This window comes from Vibrio sp. OPT41 (assembly GCF_015163595.1).
Taxonomy (GTDB): domain Bacteria; phylum Pseudomonadota; class Gammaproteobacteria; order Enterobacterales; family Vibrionaceae; genus Vibrio; species Vibrio alginolyticus.
In genome coordinates this window covers 107220-130178 of the sequence record NZ_JADDYH010000067.1, presented here as the reverse complement: position 1 = coordinate 130178, position 22959 = coordinate 107220, and the positions used below count along the sequence as shown (strand labels likewise).

Sequence of the window (22959 nt, the reverse complement as noted above, 5' to 3'; positions counted from 1 at the left end):
CGGCGCCATCAGCTCCTGCAATCAGCTCATCAGCTGGACCGCTGGCTTCCGTTTCACGGAATAAGTTGCCACCCATGGCCTCTAAGCCGGCTGGATTGATGAATTTTGCAAGTGTAATTTGACCAAGCTGCTGAGGTGTTGGATCGTCTGCTGTTGTTGTAGTCACTGTGCCATCAACACCCACAGAGAAAGAGACCGCATTGTCTGGGATCTGGATTTGAGGCTCTAAAGGCAGGCCCTGACTGTTCACCATTAAGCCTTCTGAGTTTCGATGGAACTGACCATTACGTGTATACATGATCTGTCCGTCCGAGTTTTCTATTTGGAAGAAACCCTGACCCATTACAGCAAGATCCAACTCTTGCGTTGTGTTTTGGGTATTACCTTGCGTGAACACTTTTTGTGTGCCAACAACGCGAACACCGCTACCTAGCTGAATACCACTTGGTAGTTCGTTAACTTGGTCTACTTGTGCGCCTGGTTGACGCTGAATGCTGTAGAAAAGATCTTCAAATACGACTCGGTCACGCTTAAAGCCAACCGTGTTTACGTTTGCTAGGTTGTTAGAAATGGCAGTCATCTTCGTGTCTTGCGCTGCCATGCCTGTCTTACTTACCCATAATGCTGAATGCATTTTTTACTCCTTGCGGGGCGAGACTTAGCTCGCCGCCATTAATTTGTTACCAGCTTTTGCTAGAGTTTCCGCCGTTTTCATCATGCGAACTTGCATTTCAAAGTTGCGCGTCAGCGACATCACACTAACCAATTCATCAATAGCAGATACGTTACTGCCCTCAATGTGCTCAGGAGAGAGTTGCACGGTTTCATCTGCCGCGAATGGCACGCCATCTACGCTGTGCAGCAAGCTATCGCTCTCTTTTTGCAGTTGATTAATTTCCGGTTTAACCAACTTCAAAGTGCCTGCCACAATTTCTGCGCCGCCACCTGGTGGGATCACTGAGACTTGACCACGCTCGCTGATTTCAATCTTTTGATAATCCGGCACAACCAAAGGACCATTGTCACCGAGGACAGGGAACCCATTGATTGTTAGAGCGCCAAAAGTATCGACCTGAATATTGCCTGCACGGGTGTAAGCTTCGTTACCCGCTGGGGTTTCTACAGAGAGATATCCCTCCCCCATAACCGCAACGTCCAACGGACGTCCTGTTTTCACAATATCGCCAGCGTCGAAACGTGTTGAGGCAGAGTTGGTCACAACCATAGTGCGACCATCAAAACCTGGGCCTTGCATCTCTACACTACGCACACGCTCCATATCCGCTCGAAAACCCGCAGTATCAGCATTTGATAAGTTGTTTGAACGAACGTGCTGCGCTTTAAGAACTCGGCTGGCACCCGACGTTGCCGTAAATAACAAACTATCCATGCAAAACTCCCATTACACCGCGTTAAACAAAGCTTGAGTAAGCTTGTCGCTGGTAGAAATTGTCTTTGCGTTTGCTTGGTAGTTGCGTTGTGCAGTCATTAGAGCAACAAGCTCGCTGGTTAAGTCAACGTTAGAACCTTCTAATGCACCCGGAGTTAGGTCACCCATCGTACCTGAACCCGGAACACCCATAATTGGAGCACCTGAGCTAAAGCTTTGAGTCCATGATGTTCCACTCACTTTCGCTAAGCCTTGTGTGTTTGCAAAATCAGCAAGAACAACCTGACCTTGTAGCTGTGATTGGCCGTTAGTGTAAGTCGCGTAAACCATGCCGTTACCTTCAACGCGTACACCTGCAAGTTCACCTGATGTGTAACCGTTAGGACTATTAGTACTTACGCCAAAAGCTGCACCAAATTGCGTGCTGCCTTTCAGGTTAATGTCTACACTCATCGCGTTCGCGCCTGCAGCAGGGAATGAAACATTAAACGGCGCAGTTGGTGCTGAAAGCGAGCCGTCTTTACCAAACGTTACAGGCACAGTTGCTACTGGCGTCGTACCGCCATCTACTTGAACGTTCACTTCCCACGAGTTAGAAGCAGTCTTAGTAAAGTACTGAGTTACCGTGTGCGAGTTACCCAATGAGTCGTAGACTTTTGTTGTGTAAGACGAGTTAAATGAGCTTGGATCTTTTGGATTGAATGGCGTTACGGCTTTATCAATAACAGACGCGCTTGCGTCGAAGTTCGCAACAAAATCTAAGCTGTCTGTTGCTTTAGCATTCAGTGAGGAAGTCGATACCTGAATATTACCCACAGAACCTGTCATTAGGTTGTTGTTGCTATCGACACTGTAACCTTGAAGCTTTGCACCGCTGTTAGCCGTAACAAAGTTGTTCTTATCCGTTGAGAACACACCTGAACGTGTGTACAACATTTGACCCATATTATCTTTAGTAACAAAAAAGCCACCGCCATTAATAGCTAGGTCCATCGCACGGCCAGTTCCTGTGATACTGCCGTCTTTGTCGAAGTTCTGTGAAATTGACGCGACTTCCACACCACCAGGTTGCATGCCGTTATATACAGCGGAGAATTCTGTGCGGCCACCTTTAAAACCATACGTTGATGCGTTGGCAATGTTGTGACTGATTGTGTTTAGCTCTGTGTTGGTCGCGTCCAGACCACTTAGTGCGATGTTAAAACTCATAAATAGACCTCTGATTTCCGTATTTGGTTAAGCACCAAACTGAGTGATTTGATAGAAAGGAACGTTGCCAACGCCATGGACATTGACTAATGCTGCGCCACCGGTATTAGGAATGCGCACTTGCTCAACAGTGCCTGCCATCAGCACATTTGGACTTGCTTGCCCTTCTTGCACTTCTACGGCCACTGAGTATTTGCCTGGTTTAAGACCAAGTTCTTCAGGATTAATTGAAAAGTCGACGTCACCTTTGCCGTGAGCACCTAGTGGCACTTTAGTTGATTGACCAAATTCATCTTTAACAACTAACGTGACTTGGTTTGAGCTATGAGCGAGTTCGATTTTTCCGTTTTGTACGTCTTCACCAAGCTGAAATTCATCCGCATTGACGTAAACCGTTTGCCCAACAAGGCCCGCTGTTGATAGCACTTGCATGTTGTCCAGTAACACCATGCTCTGTTGCATTGTCTTAGACATATTCTCGGTACTTTGTACCTGCGAGAACTGAGCCAATTGACCAACGTATTCCGTACCATCAAGGGGATTAAGTGGGTCTTGGTTTTGAATTTGAGCCACCATCAAAGAAATAAACTCATTCTCCAATGAAGAAGCGCTGTTCATGTCTTTAGGGTTTGGTGAGATACCGTTGCTGTCTTTTGCTTTTGTATTTACTGGAGCGTCAGACGATAAAGGGGTGTATTGTGCAATACTCATTAGCTGCCCTGCCCTAATCTAAGCAGACCTTGCTGCATACTTTTTACATTGGCTAATACTTCAACATTCGTTTCGAAGCTGCGTGTTGCGGACATCATGTCTGCCATTTCAGCAACTACATCAATATCTGGGTAAAACACATAGCCTTCATCATTAGCCAGTGGGTTGTTCGGCTCAAAACGCTTCTCTGCATCTCCAGCATTTTTAACAACGTCAACAATGCGAACTTCTGCATTGGGATAAGCTCCATTTTCTGTTGTCATTTGCGTTTTTTGGTACACAGTCGCAAATACTGGCTTAAGCGCTTTATAAGCATCTTCTGGATTTGCAGATACTGCATCTGCGTTTGCTAGGTTACTGGCTACCGTATTCAGACGCACAGTTTGTGCTGTCATCGCGGAACCAGTGATCGAGTAAATATCAGTGAATGACATAATTAACGTCCCTCAATCGCTTTCGCTAAGCCATTAAATTTCATGTTGAGAAACGTCAGGCTAGTTTGAAAGTCCATGTTGTTTTGCGTGAATTTTGCTTGTTCAACACCAAGCTCTACGGTGTTGCCATTTTTGCTATTCTGGTAAGGCACCGAGTATTGGGCCTGAACCTGGAACTTTGGCACCGGTTTGTTCACACCACCTGCCGTTACTTGGTTCATTACGGTGGTGAAACTTAGGTCTTTCGCCAAATACCCAGGGGTGTCAACATTTGCTAGGTTACTGGCGAGGACTTTGGTACGCTGAACGCGAAAATTAAGTGCCTCTGGATGTACTCCTAAAGCATTTTCAAATGTGATCGCCATGCATCTTCCTTACAGTTGGCTCGAATACGCCAACATACAAACAAGATACGTGCCATAAAAAATAGCCATATATATCAATGATTTACAAACAAGGATGGAAGCCAAACTTCCGGTTCTCGGAAAGCATTAAAAACAAGAGGAAAGTGTCCACTTCCTCAACAATAATGCTGACGTTACTCGCTTTGACATCAGAACAAGCATTCGCCAACACCAATGACAAAACCCTAAGCGTTGAAGAGATAAGGTCCGTTGTAGCAACGGATTTCGAACAAGAGGTGGATCGCGTAGCGCTCTCCAATCAGTGGGGGAAGTACAAACTGGACTTCGACATGTGGGTGCCCGGTTCCGCCAATCACTTGCCAGAATGTCAATCGCCTTTAGTTATCACAGGTCGTGACAACAACACGTTGCCAGTCGGTAACCTCAAGCGCTCAGTCAGCTGCGACAATATCGCATCACCATGGCGAATTAACGTTACGATAAAGTCTTCGCTGACTCTGCCTGTTTTGGTCGCGACAACCACGGTTGGCCGAAATGAAGTCGTAACGGCTAAACACATAAAGCTTGAAACCCGAACCATCTCTCGCCAAGACGATTTTTATACTCGCCCCGAGCAAGCAGTAGGCTTAGAAACCTCTCGTCGTTTGAGGGCTGGACAAGTGGTTAATCCATCCAATTTGTCGGCCCCACCTCTAATCGAGAAAGGCAATGAAGTCATAGTCATTGCGAGCAAAAATGGATTTAGTGCCAGCACAAAAGGAGTCGCCTTAGAAGATGGAGCGAAAGGGCAACAAATTGACGTGGAAAACCCAAGTTCGGGCAAGGTCATAAGAGCAGTCGTAACTGGATTAAACCAGGTTCATACTCAATTTTGATTTTTTGACTCGGGGTAACATTTTTTAATTTTGGCTCTCGTCAGTAACACTGAACTTCGAGTACAAAAAAAATATTTAATGTTTATCACATTCTAACCGCCTACTTAATTTAGAACATGATGATGAGGACCACAGCATGAAAATCGACAAAGTCGCGGGCGGTCATGTCCCACAAACAAAATTACAGCAAGCAAGCAAACAGCCTGTCGACGTCGTCGAACAGAGCAAAGTACACGAGCCTGCATTTCAAGCGAATACCGTAGCGATAGATCGCGCTCAAGCTGAAATGGCATCACTACCTGATGTTGATATGGAAAAAGTAGAACAAGTACGCAACGCATTAGCGCGTGGTGAACTTAGCCTAGATACAAAAGTGCTATCCAAGGCAATCATGCAGTTCCATACAGGTCACGAGTAATAAAACGCTAGGAAGACATCATGGCAAGCGCAGTATCGCAGCGAATTCAACAATTTGTTCGCTCTATATCTGAGGATATTAAGCTTTATCAACAACTGCTTCCTTTGCTGCAGCAGCAAAAGGTATTGTACTTAAAGTTTGATGGAGAGGCACTGAACGACAATGTTCAGAAACAAATGCCGATACTCAATAAACTCAGCCGCTCCGCCAATGACAGAAGCCAGTGTATGCGAGCGCTGGGGTTAGCGTGTAATGACGCCAGCGTAAAACGAATTTTCAATGCTTTGCCTGCCCAAATAGGTATGCAAGCTAGAAAACAATGGGCGCTATTGGAAACGTTGGTAAGTCAGTGCCAACAATACAATCAGAGCAATGGCCACAGCTCTGCGGCGTTCCATGAGTTGGTCAGTCAACTCAAACAACCTGTGCAACACACTTATGAAGATAAATCGTTCTAAACGATGTTCGTCTTGCCTACAGATTCAGTCGCCATCTCGGCTGAGTACTGTAGGCCTTTTTATTTTTATTGCCTTTCTGTCCTACCTTCCATTCACATGCCAGGCAAAACCAAATGCTGTCGATATTCAAACGCAGTATCAAGTATTAGCCCCATACAAACCACAAATTGCCAAGCGTCTCGATTCATCCAAACCGGTAATTAACCACATTTTCAAACAGCTTCAAAACCACTCATTACCAAATAGCCTAGCCTTAGTGCCAATGTTAGAATCTTCTTACAACCCCAAAGCCGTTTCTCACGCTAACGCCGCCGGACTTTGGCAACTGATACCAGCCACAGCGAAACGTTTCGGATTAACGATAAATACAAAACAAGACGATCGCTTTGACACAGAAGCTAGCACAACGGCCGCGCTCAAGTACCTGGCGTTTTTATACAACAAATTCGATCAAAATATGGCTCTCACTTTAGCTGCATACAATGCCGGAGAAGGACGTGTTGCACGTGCTATTCAGCGAGCAGGAAGTCGAGATTTCCAACAACTCACGCTGCCTAACGAGACTCGCCAATATGTCAGCCGCTTCTATGCATTGGAAAAGTTGATAGATATCGGTCAGTTACAATCCTCATCATTTCAACCTTTACTCTTATTTGCTCCAGACGCTCCTATGATTTCACAACCGCTGGTCGACTTTAGCCGACTGCCTCCGCTAGTTAATTTGTGATAAAAGCTACGACAGAGCTCAATGTCAGAGAAACGTAAAATCACAAGATCCTGTTCGGCGGATTTGAAAACTCGTGATCTCTATGCAAACGTGTGCAAAAAAGTTGAGGTAAGGTATCTCAAAGATAAGAAAGAGTAGTGGTTTACTAAAAAGCGCCCCAATTGCGCTTGGCAATTGGGTAGATATGCGTCACATTGCGTTTGCAAAAAAACATGAAAACCAATGGTCAGACCTAATAATTATTTACACACTAAATGTAAAACAGCTATTGTTTTCATAGTTCGAAACAAATCTAACATATCAAGATGACGCTTCGCTTGCGCGTCTGGAATAAGTCCGGGTTCCGGGGGGGAGTCCGGACTTTTTTATTGCTCTAAAATCTTTGCCCACAATAGAGCCAACAGAAGCTAAGTCGTAATGATGCAAACTAGCTGTTTATAGTAATTCTTTAGAAATCAACTGAAGTAAAAACGTTTCGCGCTCAATGCTCATGCCTTTTTTCGGGCTTTCTGCCATCGTTTTTTCATTGTGTGCAATTGCTTCGTGTATGTTCATCCATACCGGGCGCATTCCATTTTTAACTTCGTAATCTTCATACGCCGTTTCGCCTAGCTCACGTTCGATTTTACATGTATAACAATACGACACCATGTGCATCACGTCAGCGTCATCCTTGTACCACGGACGAAACTCCTCAAAGATTCCGAAAGGCTTAATACCATGTATATTTTGGGCGCCCGTTTCTTCCTCTAATTCACGGACTAATCCAGCAATGACATCTTCACCATCATCAATACCACCGCCTGGTAGCGTGTAGTCATGGTAACGTTCTGTATAGAGCAACAGCACATCTTCACCATCAAGTACAATGGCTCGCGCTGCATTGCGCTGAAAAACAATTTTGTCATCCAAATGCTCTATGTCTGGATGAACGGTCGATTTTAAATGTCTCATCGAAAATACCACGGTCAATGTTTTGTGCGCATATTACCGAATTTCACACTTTAAATCATTGTTGTAGGCCAGGTACGTTCGAGCGCTTGTCAGGAAGTGATTGATATGACCTTCACAACAATACGCCAAGAACAGAAGTGTGACGTGCTAATCAGCAATAAATGAGAATATCTAAATTCTTATACGTCCCTCTTACTTTTAACATCGATAAGACAATAATCTCTTAAAGTTGCCTATAATCAATACAATACTCGCCCACCCCATGCGGAGATAAAGAATGAAAAAGACAAATTTAATGATGGCTATGGCTGCAACATTGGTACTGGCTGGTTGTTCAACTTACGAGGGAGCGACCCGATCAACTGAGTATACCTCCGTTGCAAATCCCGCAGCCGTATACTGTGTTCAGCAAGGTGGTGAGCTGGATACCGTGTCGGAAAACGGCGAACGTGTCACTTACTGTGTGCTGTCGGACAATGAACGCGTCGAGCAATGGGAATACTATCGCGAGAATCACAAAGAAAATGAGGGTGACAACTACTAATTATTTTTATCGATACGTCACCTTCCCTCTATCACTTAGGAGCCTTTGGGCTCCTTTTTTATTTGATTTATCAAAGTGTTCTTACGTTGTTTTTACATACCTCTGACTTTACCGCACATCGACCCTATATCGAACAGTGTTCTATTCTTGACATTCCCCTGACATAACTTTCCACTTGGACAATAAAATTCCAAACACAGATCACACTAATTCACATTTCTTCCACATTTTCTGGGACAGGTGAGCAAGATGAAAACACAAATAGTAAAAGAAGCCGAGTCAGCCCCAAGCAACGTTGTTACTGAAAAATCAAAGCGCATTATTTATAAATCAAGCTTAAACGCCTTGATGATTGTCGCTATAAGTATTCTCGTTAACCTTAGTCTTCGTCTTGATTATGTCGTGTTGGGATCAAGCCTTGGCGAGCTTTCCGTTACAGAAACGCTCCAGCTTGTGATGCTTGCTATTGCATCATGGTCGTTTTTCAGCTTATCGAAACAACAGCCTCAGCTAAAGCATGCGGCTATTTTGATTGCAGGATTTTTTGCAGTACTGATTATTCGCGAAACGGACTATTGGACAGACATGATTCATCATGGCTCTTGGGTTTTCCCAGCACTTGCTGTCACCGCACTGGCTTGCGCCAAAGCTTACCAAGGTGGTAAAGGTACCATGAACGAAATGGCGACCATTTTAACGGTGCCACATATGAAGCTATTAGTTGGTGCTGTAATGCTATTATTAGTCTTCTCTCGTTTGTATGGTATGGGTAGTTTTTGGCAACAAGTGATGGACGAAAATTACATCCGTGATGTTAAAAATATCTCAGAAGAAGGTATAGAACTGCTTTGCTACTGTTTGATCGCATTAAGCGCCGTCCGCACAAAACGCGAGCTTAATGAATAGACTCTGGGTCAAAGCGACGGTTCAATGCCGTCAGTATCGGATGGAAGATACTTAATGCCTTTTCCGCAGCACCTACAGATTCATCCAAGGCCGTCATTTCGACGGCCTTTTTCATTTCTTTAATATGTTGCAAAGCCTCTTTATCGAGCGGTAAAGAGAGCAATTTATGAATAGTATCTCTTGCGATCATAAGTGGCTTTTTTCGGACAATTGATAAATCTCGGAAAAATACGCCATGCTTGACCCCTTCTAAATAAACTCGGTAGGTTGTGAGTTCATCGAGTAGCAAGAATGTCTCCGCCATAAGCCCTTTATGTGGGTATGGCACGCTAATATGTTTGCTGATATCCAGTGGAATATTGAGGGTCACCCCCATGGATTCGCAATCGGATTTAAGTACTCGTAATAAGCCTTGCTCATCCATCAAATTCTGGATATCAATGATTCGTTCGAGGTGGTAGTCATTAGACAGCAAGATAACCTCAACCGGATGCCCCAACCATAACTCGAACAACCCACTTTTGCACAAAACTTGGGAAACATAACGCATGTTTTGAAACGTGTTCAACGACTCCGTTTCTAAGAGTATATGACGTTCAGGGAACGGATTCACAGAGTCTGCGTTTAGGGTTCTAAAATACGCGTACATCGCCTCTGCTTCAGAAACACTTTGTCCTTGCGTTACTCCGCCACAAAAAACAATCACCGTTCGCTCTATCGGTAGTGATGCAGTCCTACAAGACAAAGCTTCGACTCTGGTTATGCCCTCAGAGGTCAACCTGTTATTGACGAGGCGTTTACCTAAAACGATGACGATGTTGTCTAACTTCATTTTAAAATCTCGCGCTTAGTTGGCAGTGTTACAAAAATCTTCTTTCACTCCCGACCCACAAGCTTTAACATCTAGTTAACAACACTGTTCTAGAGACCTTTATAAAGGTTCACTGCTAAAGGAAGTCAATTATGCTGTCGATTTTCGATATATTTAAAATTGGTGTCGGGCCATCCAGCTCCCACACTAATGGTCCTATGCTTGCCGGATTCCATTTCACTCAGCTAGTTAGCGACTCTATGGCGAAAGTGCATCGGGTGCAAGTGGACCTTTATGGCTCATTGTCACTGACAGGTCGAGGGCACCATACAGACCGAGCCACGGTCCTTGGTTTGATGGGAAATAAACCTGATACCATCAAAATGAGCAGTGCCAAAAGTGCGCTACAAAATACCATAGACAATAATACGCTCATGCTCGCCGGTACACACCAGATTGAGTTTAGCTACGACCATGACATCGTCTTTCATAGCGACAACCTTCCCCTGCATGAAAATGGTATGACGATTACGGCATTAGACGCAGCTGGAGATCAAGTAGCGTTTGAAATTTATTACTCCATTGGAGGCGGATTCATCGCCACCCCCGACGAACTAGAGAACGGCACGCAACAAAATGAGGTCGCAGTACCATTTCCGTTTACATCCGCAGATGAGATGCTGGAAAAAGCCGAGACGAACGGTTTCAGCTTGGGAGGCATGATCCTCCAAAACGAACTCGCATTTCGCTCAGACGAAGAAATTAACCAAAGAGCAGAGCAAATTTGGAAAGTGATGTCGCTCTGCATGCAACGTGGCTTCGATACGGAAGGGATTTTGGAAGGTGGTCTAAATGTCACTCGTCGAGCACCAAACCTTTTGAAAAAGCTCGAAGCCAACGCTGCAGTTGAAAACGATCCGATGGAGATCATGGATTGGATCAATCTCTTCGCCTTTGCGGTTAGTGAAGAAAATGCAGCAGGAGGGCAAGTCGTTACTTCTCCAACGAATGGCGCAGCAGGGGTGATTCCGGCGGTATTGATGTACTACCATCGCTTCATCAAAGAGCTCGATGTTAAACAGCTAAAAGACTTTCTCGCAGTCGCCGGCGCTATCGGCATCTTATATAAAACTAACGCGTCAATTTCTGGTGCAGAAGTGGGGTGTCAGGGAGAAGTTGGGGTTTCTTCATCCATGGCTGCCGCTGGCTTAACAGCGCTAAGAGGGGGCAGTAACGAGCAGATTTGTATTGCTGCGGAAATTGCGATGGAGCATTCATTGGGTATGACTTGTGACCCGATTGGCGGCTTGGTTCAAGTACCTTGTATTGAAAGAAATGCCATGGGAGCAATGAAAGCGATTAATGCATCGCGTATGGCATTAAAGCGCACAAGTAAATGCTTAATTTCGTTAGATAAAGTTATCGAAACCATGTATCAGACTGGTAAAGATATGAATAAAAAATACCGTGAAACTTCTTTGGGGGGCTTAGCTGTCATTCATATGGCACCGCCATGCGAATAATGGCAGGTGGTCATTGCGCTTAGCTTCTCACCATACGCTTATCTGGTAATTATGATCTGATGATATTACATATAGAAATGCCGCGAAGAACGCGGCATTTTCTTAACAAGAAACTATTCGATTAATCACGTCGACCACGAAGTTCAATTTTTTGAGTTGCAGCATCCGAATGGATTGTTACACCGCCATAGGCCATTTCATTGCGACCCTTCAGCGTCAATTGAGAATCTGCACGCTCTACGTCAACCTGATTTTTCGTTGCCATCGTCATATCAATCGTGCCCGTGTATGACCCATCGCCAGCAAATGCTACGTTTGTTGAGCAAACCATCAAAACAAGTGCGATTAGTTTTTTCATACATCACCTCTATTATCGTTCTTACTTTCTGTCGGTGGAAAAACTGTAACAACAGAAACGCGCTCATACGAGGAAAGCCATTATTTACCAAATGGAAATCCATGCTAATAAACTGATGTAACCAAGAATAACTTATCGTTACCTTCAATAAATCAGGGATAAGGCAGCAACTTAAATTGACCGAGCGTTGTCTTTTCTTAAGAAATTCAGCGATATGATTTGTCGACAAAAGCCAAGCGAGACAATGTATGAGCGTTAATCTGGATATTCAAAATATTTTGGTATTAAAACGGATGTATGAGTTACGTAACGTCCGGTTAGTCGCAGAATCACTCGGTAAAACGTCAGGAGCAATCAGCAAAAATCTGACAAAGATGAAAACTCAGCTCAATGATCCGCTATTCGTTCAGACCAAAAATGGCTTTGAACCAACACCTTTTGTGGAAGCGAACATTGCGCATTTTGAGCAAATAATCAACAGTATTGATTCCATCAAACCACAGCATTTTTCACCAGCTCATTTTGACGGTTCAATCACTATTTATGCCAACACATTGTTTTGGGAGTACTTTGGTGACAAGTTTTACTTGGAGTTACTAAAGCACGCTCCAGAAGCAAAATTCTCATGTTTGCGCTGGGGTAGCGAAGCAAAAAAACGATTAATTGACGGTGAAAACGCCATTGCGATTCATTACTTTGATGAAGATCTGCCACAGTCAATTGTTCAGACCGAACTAGGGCGAGGAAAAGCGGTATTTTTTGTTCGACAAGATCATCCCGCTCAAAACTCCCAAGAACTAGAAGAATACCCTTTTATACTTTTTAAAACGCCGGGATGGAACGACTACCGATACCCAGTGTTGGAAAGGCTCAAACATATAGGTTTTAGAACCACACCTAAAGTGGAAATTGAGCATCCAGCGATGATTCAAAAAGTGCTTCTGCAAACGAATCATTTTGGCATAACGATGAGTGGACATGTTCCTAAGGGTTGCCGGAGTATCGCGCTTCCTGCTGGGCTAGAGCTTGATGTTCGCTACGTGATGAGCTGTCGTCGCTCTCAACAGCAAGCTCCGGTAAATCAGTGGTTATTAGATGTCATTAAGCATGTCGCTCAGTCCTAGACTGATGACTTGCTACTGCTAATAATAGCCAAACCACACATGCGCTCTACTTACTCGCTGAACGAACATTAAAGACTCTGTATTAACCATTGAGCAAAGGTGTTTACGTGTGATTTTTCGGATGCTCGAACCATCATATAATGTGCACCAGAACTTGGCATATGCCAAGTTCCAACCTGGACTAATACGCCCTGTTGCAGCTCATCCTCAACAAGAAAGTCTCTTACCAACAACACGCCAAGTTGATTAATCGCAGCATGAATAGCAAGCAATGAATGCTCAAACTCGGCGACGACTTTGCTCACCTTCCCTGGATAACCTTGGTGCGCAAGCCACTCTTGCCAAGATTCATGATAACCGCTAGTGCAGATTTTAGGCACTTTAGCTAACTGCGAGAGGTCATTTATCGGGTTTAAATGCATAAAGCCCGGGCTTGCGACAACGATCCAGTTTTCTTGGGTTAATCGTATGGCTTCTTGCTCTTGCCAATCTCCATCTCCGTTAATAATTTCGATATCCGCAATCGCACTGGCGCTTGGAACTGTACTAGCAGTAGTCGAGATTTTAAAGGAGATGTCTGGGAATTGTCGCTGAAAATCAGCCAATCTTGGCATTAACCATTGAGAGCAAAAGCTGTGAGCGACATGTAAGTTAACTTGCGTATTCTTGGGACGAGTAAATAAATGCTGCGTCGTGGTCGATAATGTTTGAAGCACATGATTAACCACTGGCCAGTATTCTTGCGCGGAGCAGGTCAGCGTAAGGTGAGTGCCCTTGCGCACGAATAACGTCGCATTGAGCTGTGACTCTAGCGATTTCACCTGTTGGCTTACGGCCGCACGAGTCACATTTAGCTCCTCTGCGGCTTTTGTAAAACTCTGTAGTCGCGCCGTGGCTTCAAAAGCTCGGAGCAAATTGAGCGGCGGTAAACTTTGCATATCATTCTCCCAAGCACTTGGCTGTCATGCTATGAACTGGTGATGACAAATTGATGAAGGAGCTGAGTTTACGTATGTTGAGCACATGTCAAAGCGTCCCGATATAACTATGTTTCTACACAACTACTGAGTTAGTTAAGCGGGATCAAAAAAGCCAGCGTGATACACGCTGGCTTTTGGAACTTTATCTTAAGCAGGAATTATTCTGCTTTTTCAGTTGTTTGGTATTCAAACGCAGGAACAACCACTTCAACACGACGGTTCATTTGACGACCTTGACGTGTCTCGTTGCTTGCCACTGGGTTAGCTTCACCCATGCCTTTCACTGTCATACGCTCAGCCGCAATACCTTTTGCTTGGAACTCGTCAGCAACGGCTTTCGCACGTTTTTCTGTGAGTTGCTTGTTGTAAGCAGCAGAACCTGTCGTATCGCTGTAACCCGTGATCTCAACTTGAGCTTGTGGGTAAGTATTCATCAAATCAACGGTACCAGAAAGGTTCGACGCGTCTTTCACTTCTGCACTTTCTAAGTCGAATTGTACTGTCGCTGTTGTTTGAGCAGGGTAAACGTGATCTACAATGCGTGTTGCAGGACGTGCTTCTACCACCTCTTCAACGGCTTTTTCTTGAACGACTGGCTCAGAACCAAACTTGTAGTTGAAACCGATACCGAAGAAATCTGAATCCATGTCTTCAATTACATCATCAGACATATCTTGGTAGCGTTGGTATTCAGCACGTAGGCTCCAGTTGTAGTTGATTTGGTATTCAGCACCCAGAGAGCCAGTTGGTACGAAATCTTTCTCGTCACCAGCCATCATGTATGCAGCACCAACTTTCGCGAATAGATTCCAAGAATCCGTTAGCGGTAGGTTAAATTTAGGAGCAAGCGTCAACGCCCAAAGATCACCATCAACGGTGTTTAGGCCAGGCTTTTTGAAGTTTGCAGTGAAGTCACCAAGGTAATCAACACCATACTCTGCTGCAACGTACTTGTTGAAGCTGTAGCCTAAGTGCATAGATGCTGCAAAACTGTCGTCGTCACAAGGTTTGTTTAGGTAACACGCATCGTTTAGAGAGTTGTAACCTACTTTACCGCCCATGTAAGTGTCAGCAAGTGCAACGTTTGAGATCACACCACCAGCAAGTACAGTAGCCACTGCTATAGCGATTTTTTTCATTATTCTTTTCCTTTTTCTTGTACACAAAGCAACACACCGCGGCAGCATACTGCCGTAAAATATGAAGCCGTAACTTTCTCTTTTCTTCGAATAGAAATAGCTAAATAGCGTAGGAAAGAATCAAAAATGATATTCAAACGCCAATGACGTAAAACGGAAAAAGGTAACCTCAAGACCATCTATTCATGAGCTTCATCCGCATACCCAACCGAAAAATAAAGTTCGTTGCGTTGGTTTAGCCATAGTCAATTCGTTGCGGAGAATATCACAAAGAAGCCAACTTTCTGTGACGCAAATCACCATAAAAGGCCACTTTCTCAAATTTAAGAATCATCATTTAAGCTTGTGAATGGCAACAAATTTTTACAGGGGAGCGTGGTTCTGGAGAGCACAAAAAACAGCTCATTTAAATGAGCTGTTTTCGAAATAATGAAAAAGCGTTAACTCGTCGAGCTAAATTTTATCCGCTACGGTTAACGTTGCAGCTAATACATCTTGCCCAAACAAGACACTACGCTCAGGAGACCAACCATAAAGTGGATCTGGGTGATTGTTGTTATCTTTAAATGGCATTTCGATTGTGTAAGACAAGCATTTGAACTGCTCTGCAACCCAATTTGAACCGACCGTCAAATTCGCTTTACCAGGCTCATCTTTATCGTAACCAATCTCATCTTGGAACTCTGGCGTAATAGTCAGTAACGCTTGCTTAAATGATGTATCTAAAGCGGCAAGATTTTCATCGTAAGAAGGAATACCTTCTGAGCCAGCGACGAAGTTATACGGAATCGCTTCATCGCCATGGATATCTAAAAACATGTCAACACCCGTTTCCAGCATGCGCTGACGCACAAGGTAGACTTCTGGGCTCTTTTCCATTGATGGCGTTTGCCATTCACGATTTAGGTTTACACCTACTGCGTTGGTACGCAAGTGACCGCGAATACCACCGTCTGGGTTCATATTTGGTACGACGTAAAGCACCGCTTTTTCAAGCAATGCACGCGCAACCGTGTCGTTTTCATCTAACAGACGTTGGATCATACCTTCCATGAACCATTCCGCCATTGTCTCACCTGGGTGCTGACGTGCAATCATCCAGATTTTCTTTTTACCTTCTTCTGGCTCACCGAAAGTAAGCAGGCTCATGTCGTTGCCGTCTAATGTATGGCCTAGTGTTTCAAGTTGGCAGTGGTGCGCGCTTTGTGCCATGTGTAACAAGTCTAAATGACGATCGTACGTGTATGGCGCAAAGTACGCGAAGTAAATTGAGCTGCGCTCAGGGATTACAGTGAAAGTCAGCGTGTCGCCATCGAACTCTGCCGGTACTCGGAACCATTCTTCACGATCGTAAGACGCAACCACATCGTAACCTTGCCATCCTTCTGGATAAGCCGATTTAGCCAAATCAAGCAATTTGATGGTGTGCGATTGCTCAGCTTCTGTCTCAAGACGGAAGTGGAACCACTGGTAGAATTCCGACATATTGTCGTTAGGAATTTTGAGTTGGATGTCGTTTTTGTCGTCCGCTTTCACTACGTGAATGCTGCCGCTATCGAAGTTGCTGAATACTTTCATTTTATGACTCACCTTTTAAATCTGAGCTTGAAAGACAGAGGCTAACACAAGGCTTCATCGCGCCCCAATGACTTTCACTGCAAACTGTCTCGTTTGTGGCTAAAGTCTTCAGTTTAGTCAAGCTTATCCGCTTTGCCTGCTGGTCCCGCGAGTTTTGCTAGCCACTTATCCCAGATGAATGGCGTCTGCTCGTTATCTTCTGCTTCCTCTTTGCGACGTACCGCGTTGCGTACCATCATTGCTCCCGTCCAACGGAATGGCTCTGGCGGGAAATGCCCCAACGGCCCTTTGGCTAAACCGCTTTTCGTCCATTCATTATCGATTCCCAATGCCAACGAAGATAAGATTTTTCCGCCCATTCGAGTCTGCGCTACACCATTGCCTGAATAACCAAATCCGTAAAAGATATTGCTCTGTTTATCTAGCTCACCGAAAAAAGGGAAACCAGTAGCAGAACGATCAGAACCCCCCGTCCATGAATAAGCAAACTCCTCCCCTATCAAATGAGGAAACAACTTATCGAACGACTTGCGCAGTAGACCTTGGTAGCGTGTTGGCTTGTTAAACATTGCGTCAACTTGGTTATTGAAAGAAAACTGATTGCCGCCTTTCCCCAACAGCAAACGGCCATCTGGCGTATCTCGGTAATAGTGGACGAAGATACGTGAATCCAACACGCTAGAACCTGCCTGCCAACCAGATAGAGGTAGTGCGTCACCAAGCGGCTTGGTGATCACCATGTCGGAAGAGACCACCACGATACTGTTTTTGAACTGTTTAAACTGCTCCACCATCCATGCATTTAATGCCAATACCACCTGCTGCGCTTGAATGTTTCCTTTAGGTGTACAGACAATGGCAGGTTTTCCATAATCTAGACGCGTCATCGGCGTGTTCTCATAAACTTCTACACCCAGATCAATAGCAACACGGCGTAACCCTCTCGCTAATAATGCAGGTTGAACGCTCGATGCAACTGGAGAGTGAAAGCCCTCTATATTGCGCGGCGATCCCGCATTGGCACGCAGTTCCTCCACCGAGCAACGACGCCAACTGTTCACTTCTAATCGCTTTAACTCGTCCACAACTGGCTGCATTCCCCCAGTTTGAGCCGGATTGGTTGCAGTGTAATAAACCCCTTTTAACGATAATTGCGCATCGATGTTGTGCTGCTGACAAAAGTCGTCAATCTCTAGCACTGCTTGTTCCGACTCTTTTACTAACCAAGCAGCATGTTCTTCACCGAATAACCGTTTCAATGTCGGGAACTTGGTAGACCAAGTCAGCATACAACCGCCGTTTGCGCCCGATGCACCACTGCCACAAAGGCCTTTTTCAATCACGACTACCTTTTTTTCCGGAGATTGCTGCTTAATCATAATCGCGGTCCAAAGTCCGGTGTATCCGCCACCAACAATCGCAACGTCAGTATTAATGTTCTGCTGTAACGGTTGTGGCGTTTCTGGTTGCTCAGCTTCAATTGCCTGCTTGAACCAATATGAATGATGTGTCATCGGGTATCCTTTGTAGAAGTGACGCACACAACCGTGCTTTGTCACCACTTTACAAACCTACCGAATATTCAACGAGCTAGAAAAACTTACGCTGAGCATTAGAAAATATTTAGATCCTATCCCAAAAGGGGTTTATTCCAAACAATGAGGCCACAAGCAAAATGCGACATGGCCTCGTAGTTTTCTATTTCTTATCCCAACGAACAAGCAATCTACGATAATGGTTTAACCAGCTATGGGTTCGCTCCACTACCCAACTATGAGCCTTAAAATCATCCGATTGTTTTAAGCTAGCTGCCTCTTCTTCTCGTGATTGAACATGAGGGATGTAGTTCAAAGTAACCAGTTCATCATGTAACCTCTGTCGAGATACAGTGGCGCTTGTAAAGGTGGTCGATAGCTTTCTAATGCATCTAAAGTTTGAAGTACCCATTTGATATCGTGAACGTTGGCACCACGCTGACTACAGCAAGTGGCAATCCATTCGCATCCGTCAACAAACTGCGTTTTATGCCTTGTTTTTGGGTTCTTTGCTGTTTTTTTGAGCCAGATAAAGGCACTTTAGTTTGGCAGCCATCCATTGATATAGAGCGCCAATCAACACCAACGTAAATCATGCCATTTTGCCAAAATCGCTCAAAAACGCCTGCATCTCGCCACTCTTGAAAGCGACGATGTGCGAAGCTAGAGGTACAAATGCCCGTTGCGTTAAGCGCATTCCACTGACAACCAGTTCTAAAGACAAAAAGAATGCCGTTCATCGCATCACTATTATCGACTCGTTTTCGATGCGTACCGAAGGATGGTTAGTCTTATGAACGGGCAACAATGGCTCAATTTTTCCCAGAGCACATTAAAGATCAGGTATTATGTTGAACTCATTTACAGTATTTTCAATAGGTGTTGATTTAGCTCAGGCAACACCTATTGAGATAGGTTCTTAGCTCGAGGGCTGCGATATCACTTGGGAAGTCGACGATTGATTATTACATGGGGGTCGCTAAATAGAGTTTGTCTTTGTCTCTATCGACATACACCACATAAGGGACATTGCCAACACGAAATCCATAGGGCTCAACGGCAGCTTCTATCGGAATAACTCGTTCGATTTTACGGTTGAGTAAATCAACTCGCCAGATGCAGGCATAGGCTGATGAGTTATCAAAATAGATTTCATAACTATCGCCCCCCCAAGAAAGGTTATTGATCACCCAGTTTTCGTAGTGATCATTAATCAGAATGCTTTTATGGTAGGGGCTTTCAACGAGTAATTGGCCGTCATCGCTGCTTATTTGACTTTGTTGGTCGGCTGATACTAGCGGTACGGACGAATAGCGTCCTTTGTGCGGAGGTGGCACATAGGGAACCTGTACCAGAGAGGGGGATGCTGCAGTGAGATCTAGCTCAAAATAATCATCCTGTTTGTTTTTTATATACAGCAGTGATTCTTCGATACTATGGACATAGACCTGTTCAGGTGCTGTGAATACGGTCTTTTTGTTACCCGTTAGCAAATCAAGCGTCTTTATATCATTGCCAAGATTATAAATTAGCTCAATACGATCCTTATATTGAGCGACAAGGAAGTTTTCCTCACTAGCCATTTCATTGATGTCGATGAGCGCTTTATGTCCCCACCAGTTGTATGGGTCGACGGTAAAATCTGTCGTTATTGTTTTTTCTAGCTCAGTAAGGTGTTCCGGTGAGTAATCATTGTCGCTTTTGCTCTGTACCATACCGGTATTGAGCTGTGCGACTTGCTGTTGCGTTGTTTCGTTGGTTTGATAAGCGCGTAATGAATAGTATTCGGTACGTTTGTTAACGGATTGGGGTTGCAGGGGGCCTTCTGTGTTAAAGACATAGGCAACCATCATAGAGCGTTCGTCGCCAAGGAAGAGAAGACGGGTCTTGCCATCGTTGGGTATAACACCGTCGAAGGGAATGCGAATTGCTTTATTTTCGGTGTCCGCCTTTAGTAAGGTTAGTGATGTCCCTTGTGTTAATGTTTTGGGGCCAATACATTCTATCGAGTCATGATTTGCGACTTTGCCTTGCCAAGATGCCGGCACGGAAAGGAAGTTTTTGTCAAAAGCACAACTTGAGCGAGTAAGCCGTGTATCAATCCGTGATTCGGTTTGCTTAAGTGAACATAGGCCAAGGTTGGTTTGTATTGCTTGGGCGATACGGGAATGTTTCTGTAACGTATCGGCCTTAACAAGGGAGGCTATGTCGTCACATGCTTTTTGATTATCGCTCCGTGATGCCGCGAGAGAATAGTCGCTAAGCAGCCATAGTGTTTCTACTGACGGTGAATGCGCCGAAAACAAAGCTGGGCAACTATCAGCATAAAGATAAGCTGCGTAGTAGGCTGCTGTGTAATCTTTTTTCTGATAATGCTTTAAAAATAGTGCTCGCGTTTTAGCAGTGGTTGTATCGTTGCATGCATTGTTTTCCGTATTGGCTTTAAGCGCAGTGGGAAGTGCAAAAAATCCAACCATGACAAGCGGTAAGATAATTTTTCTCATTAACTGGTGTAATTGTTGTTTATGGTATCAGCACTATAACAGAAAATAGTGGCAAGGCGGTGATGTTAAGTCAGCGAAACAGAGCCAGCGAAAGAGTTGAGCAGTTTCATTCTGGTTTGTGGTCGGTATGAACAGTGCTAAGAATCAAAAGGATTGTCGCTCATAGCCAGCAAAAGGTGCTTTAGTTTGGCAGCCATTGATCTAGAACGCCAATCAACACCCTCGTAAATCAGACCATTTTGCCAAAATAGCTCAAAAACGCCTGCATCTCACCACTATTGAAAGCTACGATGCGCAGAGCTAGAGATACAAATACCCGTTGTGTTAAGCGCATTCCATTGACAACTAGTTCTGAGAACAAAAAGAATGCCATTCATCGCATCACGATTATCGACTCGTTTTCAATGCGTACCGAGAGGATGGTTAGTCTTGTGAGCGGGCAACAATGGCTCTATTTTTTCCCAGAGCGCATCGAAGATTAGGTATTGTGTTGAACTCATTTACAGTGTTTTCAATAGGTGTTGATTTAACTCAGGCAACACCTATTGAGATAGGTTCTTACGAGATATTACATTTAAGACACACATTCATCAGGAATATATATTTAATAATAAAAAGGGGAGCAAATGCTCCCCAAAAATAATAAAACGAATTCACAACAAGGATTAAATAGGCAATAGAGTTATAAATGCTAGCGAATAAATTAATTAACGATTACCAGGTTCACGCATGCGGTACTCGTATTGAACATTGAGAATAGGCTGGTAAACAACTTGCCCGTCACTTTGCAAGAACTCATTTACCATGACTTTTGAGTCAGTGATAGAAAACGATTGGCGATCAACATACGTTGTAAGGCTCGTAAACTCATCACGGAGTTGTCCAGATGATTTATTTTGGTAGCTTTGGATCATGTCTCGGCCCATTTCATAAGCCGCTTGTTTGCTATCCATTACGTCGCCATGGATAGTTTCGGTATCGTTTGTCCACTGATAACCACCAGCAAGAGCCATAGAAGGTGCAGCAATCAGAGCAATCGTACTTGCTAAAGTTGTTAAGCGTTTCATAAACCTCTCCTTACTTACCTTTACATCGGGCCAAAATTGGCTCGATACTTATAAGGTACGTATAAAGACCTAAAACACGTCAAAACAATTTCAAATAATGTTCAATTTTCGTTCAACTTATTTCACATTAACTTAGCAACTCAACGTCATATTCAGCCGACATTCGCATTTTCTTCATTTTGAACAATGGGTTTCAACCTGACACTTCCTTACCAAACCATACAATACCTAAGGTCAATTTTCTCTTAGAATTCCAGCAAAAGAACAGTGTTCAAAACCTTACAAAAACGTCGGACACAGCAAAAACCACCTCTTTTCAGTCGTGCTTTGCATTCCTCCTTTTCGGGTTCTTCGCTGCTCGTCCGTCGGTTCTTAATTGTCGCTATTGAGCACAAGTTAATCTGGAGTGAAAATGACCGCGAACAAATCTATTTTTTACCATAGCAAATCGATTTACTCAGATGATTATGCTGATGTCTACAAGCCAATTTGGACCTACAGAGCTAAGTTCATCTTACGTGCGCTTTATTACAAACGTGCATTTAAGCACCTTTCAGACAATATTGAATCGTCATTGTTAGAGTTGCTTTGTACACGTACGCATCGGTTTTTAGAGAAACCGTTTCGTCCGTATATCATCAAAAACAACTCAGCGTTCGATCGTTCTAACTTGGTAGTTGATCACTATAAAACTATTTCAGAACTGTTTTCTAAACAAACAATCGAAGAAATCTACACAGACTCGAAAGGCCTAACATTAGCCTCTTTTGAAATTGACGAAATACTGTACTCGGTGAGATTAGTATACGAAGCACGTTATCAAAAAGAAGGCGACATGAGCCTAGTGCTGCACAGCGCTGAAGATGGCAACTTCTACACGCTCTCTTTTACGCTAGGTCACATCGAATCTGGACGCAGCATTATGATTGGAGGCTTACAAGGACCGCGAAGCAGTGAAGAAAACAACGCGAAAATTAAAAAGCTAACTCGTAAGCTTTACGGACAGAGACCAAAAAGCTTGATGGTGAGCTTGCTCACTTTGCTCGCACAAATTTGGGAAGTAAATACGATTCTAGCGGTGAAAACGCAGTCCCATACTTACGCAGCTAAACGTTACAGCAAAGGGCGAATAAAAACGGATTACGATGCACTCTGGCAAGAATTGGGCGGCACCGAATACAATCGTCATTTTTACTCAATTGATGTAAATGCACCCCGTAGAGATATCGAAGGCATGTCGCGCTCTAAGCGTTCGATGTATCGTCGCCGTTATGAATGGCTAGACTACACCAAGGTCACTTTCGAACAAATATTAAAAGGCGAGCAAGCTAAAAGCTAAGGAGAAGCGT

Annotated in this window: 24 protein-coding genes and 2 pseudogenes; 9 read left to right on the top strand and 17 right to left on the bottom strand. The window is 44.2% G+C overall.

Features of this window, described 5'->3' with window-relative positions; genetic code table 11:
- From flgG to flgB, 6 genes are all read right to left on the bottom strand, one after another.
- Positions 1-634: flagellar basal-body rod protein FlgG (gene flgG, locus IQP38_RS22320; protein WP_228010161.1), on the bottom strand; the 634-nt coding region annotated here is incomplete at its 3' end.
- 24 nt (positions 635-658) lie between these two features.
- Positions 659-1390, bottom strand: coding sequence for a flagellar basal-body rod protein FlgF (gene flgF / locus IQP38_RS22315; protein ID WP_005374009.1), 732 nt, complete (start codon positions 1388-1390; stop codon positions 659-661).
- Positions 1391-1402: 12 nt separating this feature from the next.
- On the bottom strand, positions 1403-2599 hold the full coding sequence (gene flgE, locus IQP38_RS22310) for a flagellar hook protein FlgE (RefSeq protein WP_005374010.1): 1197 nt from the start codon (positions 2597-2599) through the stop codon (positions 1403-1405).
- 27 nt (positions 2600-2626) lie between these two features.
- The gene (gene flgD, locus IQP38_RS22305) at positions 2627-3310 is read right to left on the bottom strand and encodes a flagellar hook assembly protein FlgD (protein WP_005384410.1); all 684 of its coding nucleotides are present in this window, start codon (positions 3308-3310) and stop codon (positions 2627-2629) included.
- On the bottom strand, positions 3310-3744 hold the full coding sequence (flgC, locus tag IQP38_RS22300; protein WP_005374012.1) for a flagellar basal body rod protein FlgC: 435 nt from the start codon (positions 3742-3744) through the stop codon (positions 3310-3312). Before flgC ends, flgD begins: the two co-directional genes overlap by 1 nt.
- Before the next feature lie 2 nt (positions 3745-3746).
- Positions 3747-4109, bottom strand: a complete 363-nt coding sequence (gene flgB, locus IQP38_RS22295; RefSeq protein WP_005374013.1) for a flagellar basal body rod protein FlgB — start codon at positions 4107-4109, stop codon at positions 3747-3749.
- Between the two features lie 77 nt (positions 4110-4186).
- Between flgB and flgA the strand changes: the two genes are divergently transcribed.
- From flgA to IQP38_RS22275, 4 genes are all read left to right on the top strand, one after another.
- The gene (flgA, locus tag IQP38_RS22290) at positions 4187-4984 is read left to right on the top strand and encodes a flagellar basal body P-ring formation chaperone FlgA (protein ID WP_064369423.1); all 798 of its coding nucleotides are present in this window, start codon (positions 4187-4189) and stop codon (positions 4982-4984) included.
- A gap of 136 nt (positions 4985-5120) precedes the next feature.
- Complete coding sequence (flgM, locus tag IQP38_RS22285) at positions 5121-5402, top strand: flagellar biosynthesis anti-sigma factor FlgM (protein WP_005374016.1); 282 nt, start codon at positions 5121-5123, stop codon at positions 5400-5402.
- A gap of 20 nt (positions 5403-5422) precedes the next feature.
- The gene (gene flgN / locus IQP38_RS22280; RefSeq protein WP_005374018.1) at positions 5423-5860 is read left to right on the top strand and encodes a flagellar export chaperone FlgN; all 438 of its coding nucleotides are present in this window, start codon (positions 5423-5425) and stop codon (positions 5858-5860) included.
- Positions 5841-6587 carry a lytic transglycosylase domain-containing protein gene (locus IQP38_RS22275; RefSeq protein WP_042523341.1) on the top strand — a complete coding sequence of 249 codons (747 nt, stop codon included), beginning with the start codon at positions 5841-5843 and terminating at the stop codon, positions 6585-6587. Before flgN ends, IQP38_RS22275 begins: the two co-directional genes overlap by 20 nt.
- A 435-nt stretch (positions 6588-7022) precedes the next feature.
- On the opposite strand, the gene IQP38_RS22270 is transcribed toward IQP38_RS22275, so the two are convergent.
- The gene (locus tag IQP38_RS22270; protein ID WP_005374021.1) at positions 7023-7541 is read right to left on the bottom strand and encodes an NUDIX hydrolase; all 519 of its coding nucleotides are present in this window, start codon (positions 7539-7541) and stop codon (positions 7023-7025) included.
- A 277-nt stretch (positions 7542-7818) separates the two neighbouring features.
- On the opposite strand from IQP38_RS22270, the gene IQP38_RS22265 reads away from it, so the two are divergent.
- Together IQP38_RS22265 and IQP38_RS22260 are read left to right on the top strand one after the other, a co-directional pair.
- Positions 7819-8085 (top strand): DUF333 domain-containing protein, encoded by a 267-nt coding sequence (locus tag IQP38_RS22265; RefSeq protein ID WP_005374023.1) that lies wholly within the window; start codon positions 7819-7821, stop codon positions 8083-8085.
- Between the two features lie 249 nt (positions 8086-8334).
- Complete coding sequence (locus IQP38_RS22260; protein ID WP_005374025.1) at positions 8335-8991, top strand: hypothetical protein; 657 nt, start codon at positions 8335-8337, stop codon at positions 8989-8991.
- On the opposite strand, the gene IQP38_RS22255 is transcribed toward IQP38_RS22260, so the two are convergent.
- Positions 8981-9823: a YdcF family protein gene (locus tag IQP38_RS22255; RefSeq protein WP_017635105.1), complete on the bottom strand. Its 843-nt coding sequence runs from the start codon at positions 9821-9823 to the stop codon at positions 8981-8983. The two genes, IQP38_RS22260 and IQP38_RS22255, sit on opposite strands and share 11 nt — an antisense overlap.
- A 131-nt stretch (positions 9824-9954) precedes the next feature.
- Here IQP38_RS22255 and IQP38_RS22250 point away from each other — a divergent pair, with 131 nt between their 5' ends.
- Complete coding sequence (locus tag IQP38_RS22250) at positions 9955-11325, top strand: L-serine ammonia-lyase (RefSeq protein ID WP_193838048.1); 1371 nt, start codon at positions 9955-9957, stop codon at positions 11323-11325.
- A 121-nt stretch (positions 11326-11446) separates the two neighbouring features.
- On the opposite strand, the gene IQP38_RS22245 is transcribed toward IQP38_RS22250, so the two are convergent.
- Complete coding sequence (locus IQP38_RS22245; RefSeq protein WP_005374030.1) at positions 11447-11683, bottom strand: hypothetical protein; 237 nt, start codon at positions 11681-11683, stop codon at positions 11447-11449.
- Between the two features lie 248 nt (positions 11684-11931).
- On the opposite strand from IQP38_RS22245, the gene IQP38_RS22240 reads away from it, so the two are divergent.
- The gene (locus tag IQP38_RS22240) at positions 11932-12807 is read left to right on the top strand and encodes a LysR family transcriptional regulator (RefSeq protein ID WP_025998654.1); all 876 of its coding nucleotides are present in this window, start codon (positions 11932-11934) and stop codon (positions 12805-12807) included.
- Between the two features lie 68 nt (positions 12808-12875).
- Here the strand turns inward: IQP38_RS22240 and IQP38_RS22235 are convergent, their stop codons facing one another.
- The 8 genes and pseudogenes from IQP38_RS22235 to IQP38_RS22200 all read right to left on the bottom strand — a co-directional run bounded on the left by IQP38_RS22235 (position 12876) and on the right by IQP38_RS22200 (position 21610).
- Positions 12876-13745: a LysR substrate-binding domain-containing protein gene (locus tag IQP38_RS22235; RefSeq protein ID WP_193838047.1), complete on the bottom strand. Its 870-nt coding sequence runs from the start codon at positions 13743-13745 to the stop codon at positions 12876-12878.
- 200 nt (positions 13746-13945) lie between these two features.
- Entirely contained in the window at positions 13946-14926 is a 981-nt protein-coding gene (locus IQP38_RS22230; protein WP_193838046.1) for an OmpA family protein, read from the bottom strand.
- A 453-nt stretch (positions 14927-15379) separates the two neighbouring features.
- The gene (locus IQP38_RS22225) at positions 15380-16504 is read right to left on the bottom strand and encodes a M14-type cytosolic carboxypeptidase (RefSeq protein WP_193838045.1); all 1125 of its coding nucleotides are present in this window, start codon (positions 16502-16504) and stop codon (positions 15380-15382) included.
- 113 nt (positions 16505-16617) lie between these two features.
- The gene (locus IQP38_RS22220) at positions 16618-18018 is read right to left on the bottom strand and encodes an FAD-dependent oxidoreductase (RefSeq protein ID WP_193838044.1); all 1401 of its coding nucleotides are present in this window, start codon (positions 18016-18018) and stop codon (positions 16618-16620) included.
- 116 nt (positions 18019-18134) lie between these two features.
- Positions 18135-18882: pseudogene (locus IQP38_RS22215) on the bottom strand (IS5 family transposase).
- Positions 18883-19004: 122 nt separating this feature from the next.
- Positions 19005-20543, bottom strand: coding sequence for a hypothetical protein (locus IQP38_RS22210; protein WP_155489403.1), 1539 nt, complete (start codon positions 20541-20543; stop codon positions 19005-19007).
- 165 nt (positions 20544-20708) lie between these two features.
- Positions 20709-21043, bottom strand: a pseudogene (locus tag IQP38_RS22205) (transposase); the annotation flags it as partial.
- A gap of 207 nt (positions 21044-21250) precedes the next feature.
- Entirely contained in the window at positions 21251-21610 is a 360-nt protein-coding gene (locus IQP38_RS22200) for a DUF3316 domain-containing protein (RefSeq protein ID WP_017635096.1), read from the bottom strand.
- Positions 21611-22022: 412 nt separating this feature from the next.
- Here IQP38_RS22200 and IQP38_RS22195 point away from each other — a divergent pair, with 412 nt between their 5' ends.
- Positions 22023-22949 carry a VirK/YbjX family protein gene (locus IQP38_RS22195; RefSeq protein ID WP_193838043.1) on the top strand — a complete coding sequence of 309 codons (927 nt, stop codon included), beginning with the start codon at positions 22023-22025 and terminating at the stop codon, positions 22947-22949.
- Positions 22950-22959: the final 10 nt, after the last annotated feature.

Excerpts from the sequence above, each read along its gene's own strand:
- flgF (WP_005374009.1), bottom strand. The coding sequence starts at position 1,390 with ATGGATAGTTTGTTATTTACGGCAACGTCGGGTGCCAGCCGAGTTCTT.
- flgE (WP_005374010.1), bottom strand. The coding sequence starts at position 2,599 with ATGAGTTTTAACATCGCACTAAGTGGTCTGGACGCGACCAACACAGAG.
- flgD (WP_005384410.1), bottom strand. The coding sequence starts at position 3,310 with ATGAGTATTGCACAATACACCCCTTTATCGTCTGACGCTCCAGTAAAT.
- flgC (WP_005374012.1), bottom strand. The coding sequence starts at position 3,744 with ATGTCATTCACTGATATTTACTCGATCACTGGTTCCGCGATGACAGCA.
- flgB (WP_005374013.1), bottom strand. The coding sequence starts at position 4,109 with ATGGCGATCACATTTGAAAATGCTTTAGGAGTACATCCAGAGGCACTT.
- flgA (WP_064369423.1), top strand. The coding sequence starts at position 4,187 with ATGATTTACAAACAAGGATGGAAGCCAAACTTCCGGTTCTCGGAAAGC.
- flgM (WP_005374016.1), top strand. The coding sequence starts at position 5,121 with ATGAAAATCGACAAAGTCGCGGGCGGTCATGTCCCACAAACAAAATTA.
- flgN (WP_005374018.1), top strand. The coding sequence starts at position 5,423 with ATGGCAAGCGCAGTATCGCAGCGAATTCAACAATTTGTTCGCTCTATA.
- IQP38_RS22275 (WP_042523341.1), top strand. The coding sequence starts at position 5,841 with ATGAAGATAAATCGTTCTAAACGATGTTCGTCTTGCCTACAGATTCAG.
- IQP38_RS22270 (WP_005374021.1), bottom strand. The coding sequence starts at position 7,541 with ATGAGACATTTAAAATCGACCGTTCATCCAGACATAGAGCATTTGGAT.
- IQP38_RS22265 (WP_005374023.1), top strand. The coding sequence starts at position 7,819 with ATGAAAAAGACAAATTTAATGATGGCTATGGCTGCAACATTGGTACTG.
- IQP38_RS22260 (WP_005374025.1), top strand. The coding sequence starts at position 8,335 with ATGAAAACACAAATAGTAAAAGAAGCCGAGTCAGCCCCAAGCAACGTT.
- IQP38_RS22255 (WP_017635105.1), bottom strand. The coding sequence starts at position 9,823 with ATGAAGTTAGACAACATCGTCATCGTTTTAGGTAAACGCCTCGTCAAT.
- IQP38_RS22250 (WP_193838048.1), top strand. The coding sequence starts at position 9,955 with ATGCTGTCGATTTTCGATATATTTAAAATTGGTGTCGGGCCATCCAGC.
- IQP38_RS22245 (WP_005374030.1), bottom strand. The coding sequence starts at position 11,683 with ATGAAAAAACTAATCGCACTTGTTTTGATGGTTTGCTCAACAAACGTA.
- IQP38_RS22240 (WP_025998654.1), top strand. The coding sequence starts at position 11,932 with ATGAGCGTTAATCTGGATATTCAAAATATTTTGGTATTAAAACGGATG.
- IQP38_RS22235 (WP_193838047.1), bottom strand. The coding sequence starts at position 13,745 with ATGCAAAGTTTACCGCCGCTCAATTTGCTCCGAGCTTTTGAAGCCACG.
- IQP38_RS22230 (WP_193838046.1), bottom strand. The coding sequence starts at position 14,926 with ATGAAAAAAATCGCTATAGCAGTGGCTACTGTACTTGCTGGTGGTGTG.
- IQP38_RS22225 (WP_193838045.1), bottom strand. The coding sequence starts at position 16,504 with ATGAAAGTATTCAGCAACTTCGATAGCGGCAGCATTCACGTAGTGAAA.
- IQP38_RS22220 (WP_193838044.1), bottom strand. The coding sequence starts at position 18,018 with ATGACACATCATTCATATTGGTTCAAGCAGGCAATTGAAGCTGAGCAA.
- IQP38_RS22210 (WP_155489403.1), bottom strand. The coding sequence starts at position 20,543 with ATGAGAAAAATTATCTTACCGCTTGTCATGGTTGGATTTTTTGCACTT.
- IQP38_RS22200 (WP_017635096.1), bottom strand. The coding sequence starts at position 21,610 with ATGAAACGCTTAACAACTTTAGCAAGTACGATTGCTCTGATTGCTGCA.
- IQP38_RS22195 (WP_193838043.1), top strand. The coding sequence starts at position 22,023 with ATGACCGCGAACAAATCTATTTTTTACCATAGCAAATCGATTTACTCA.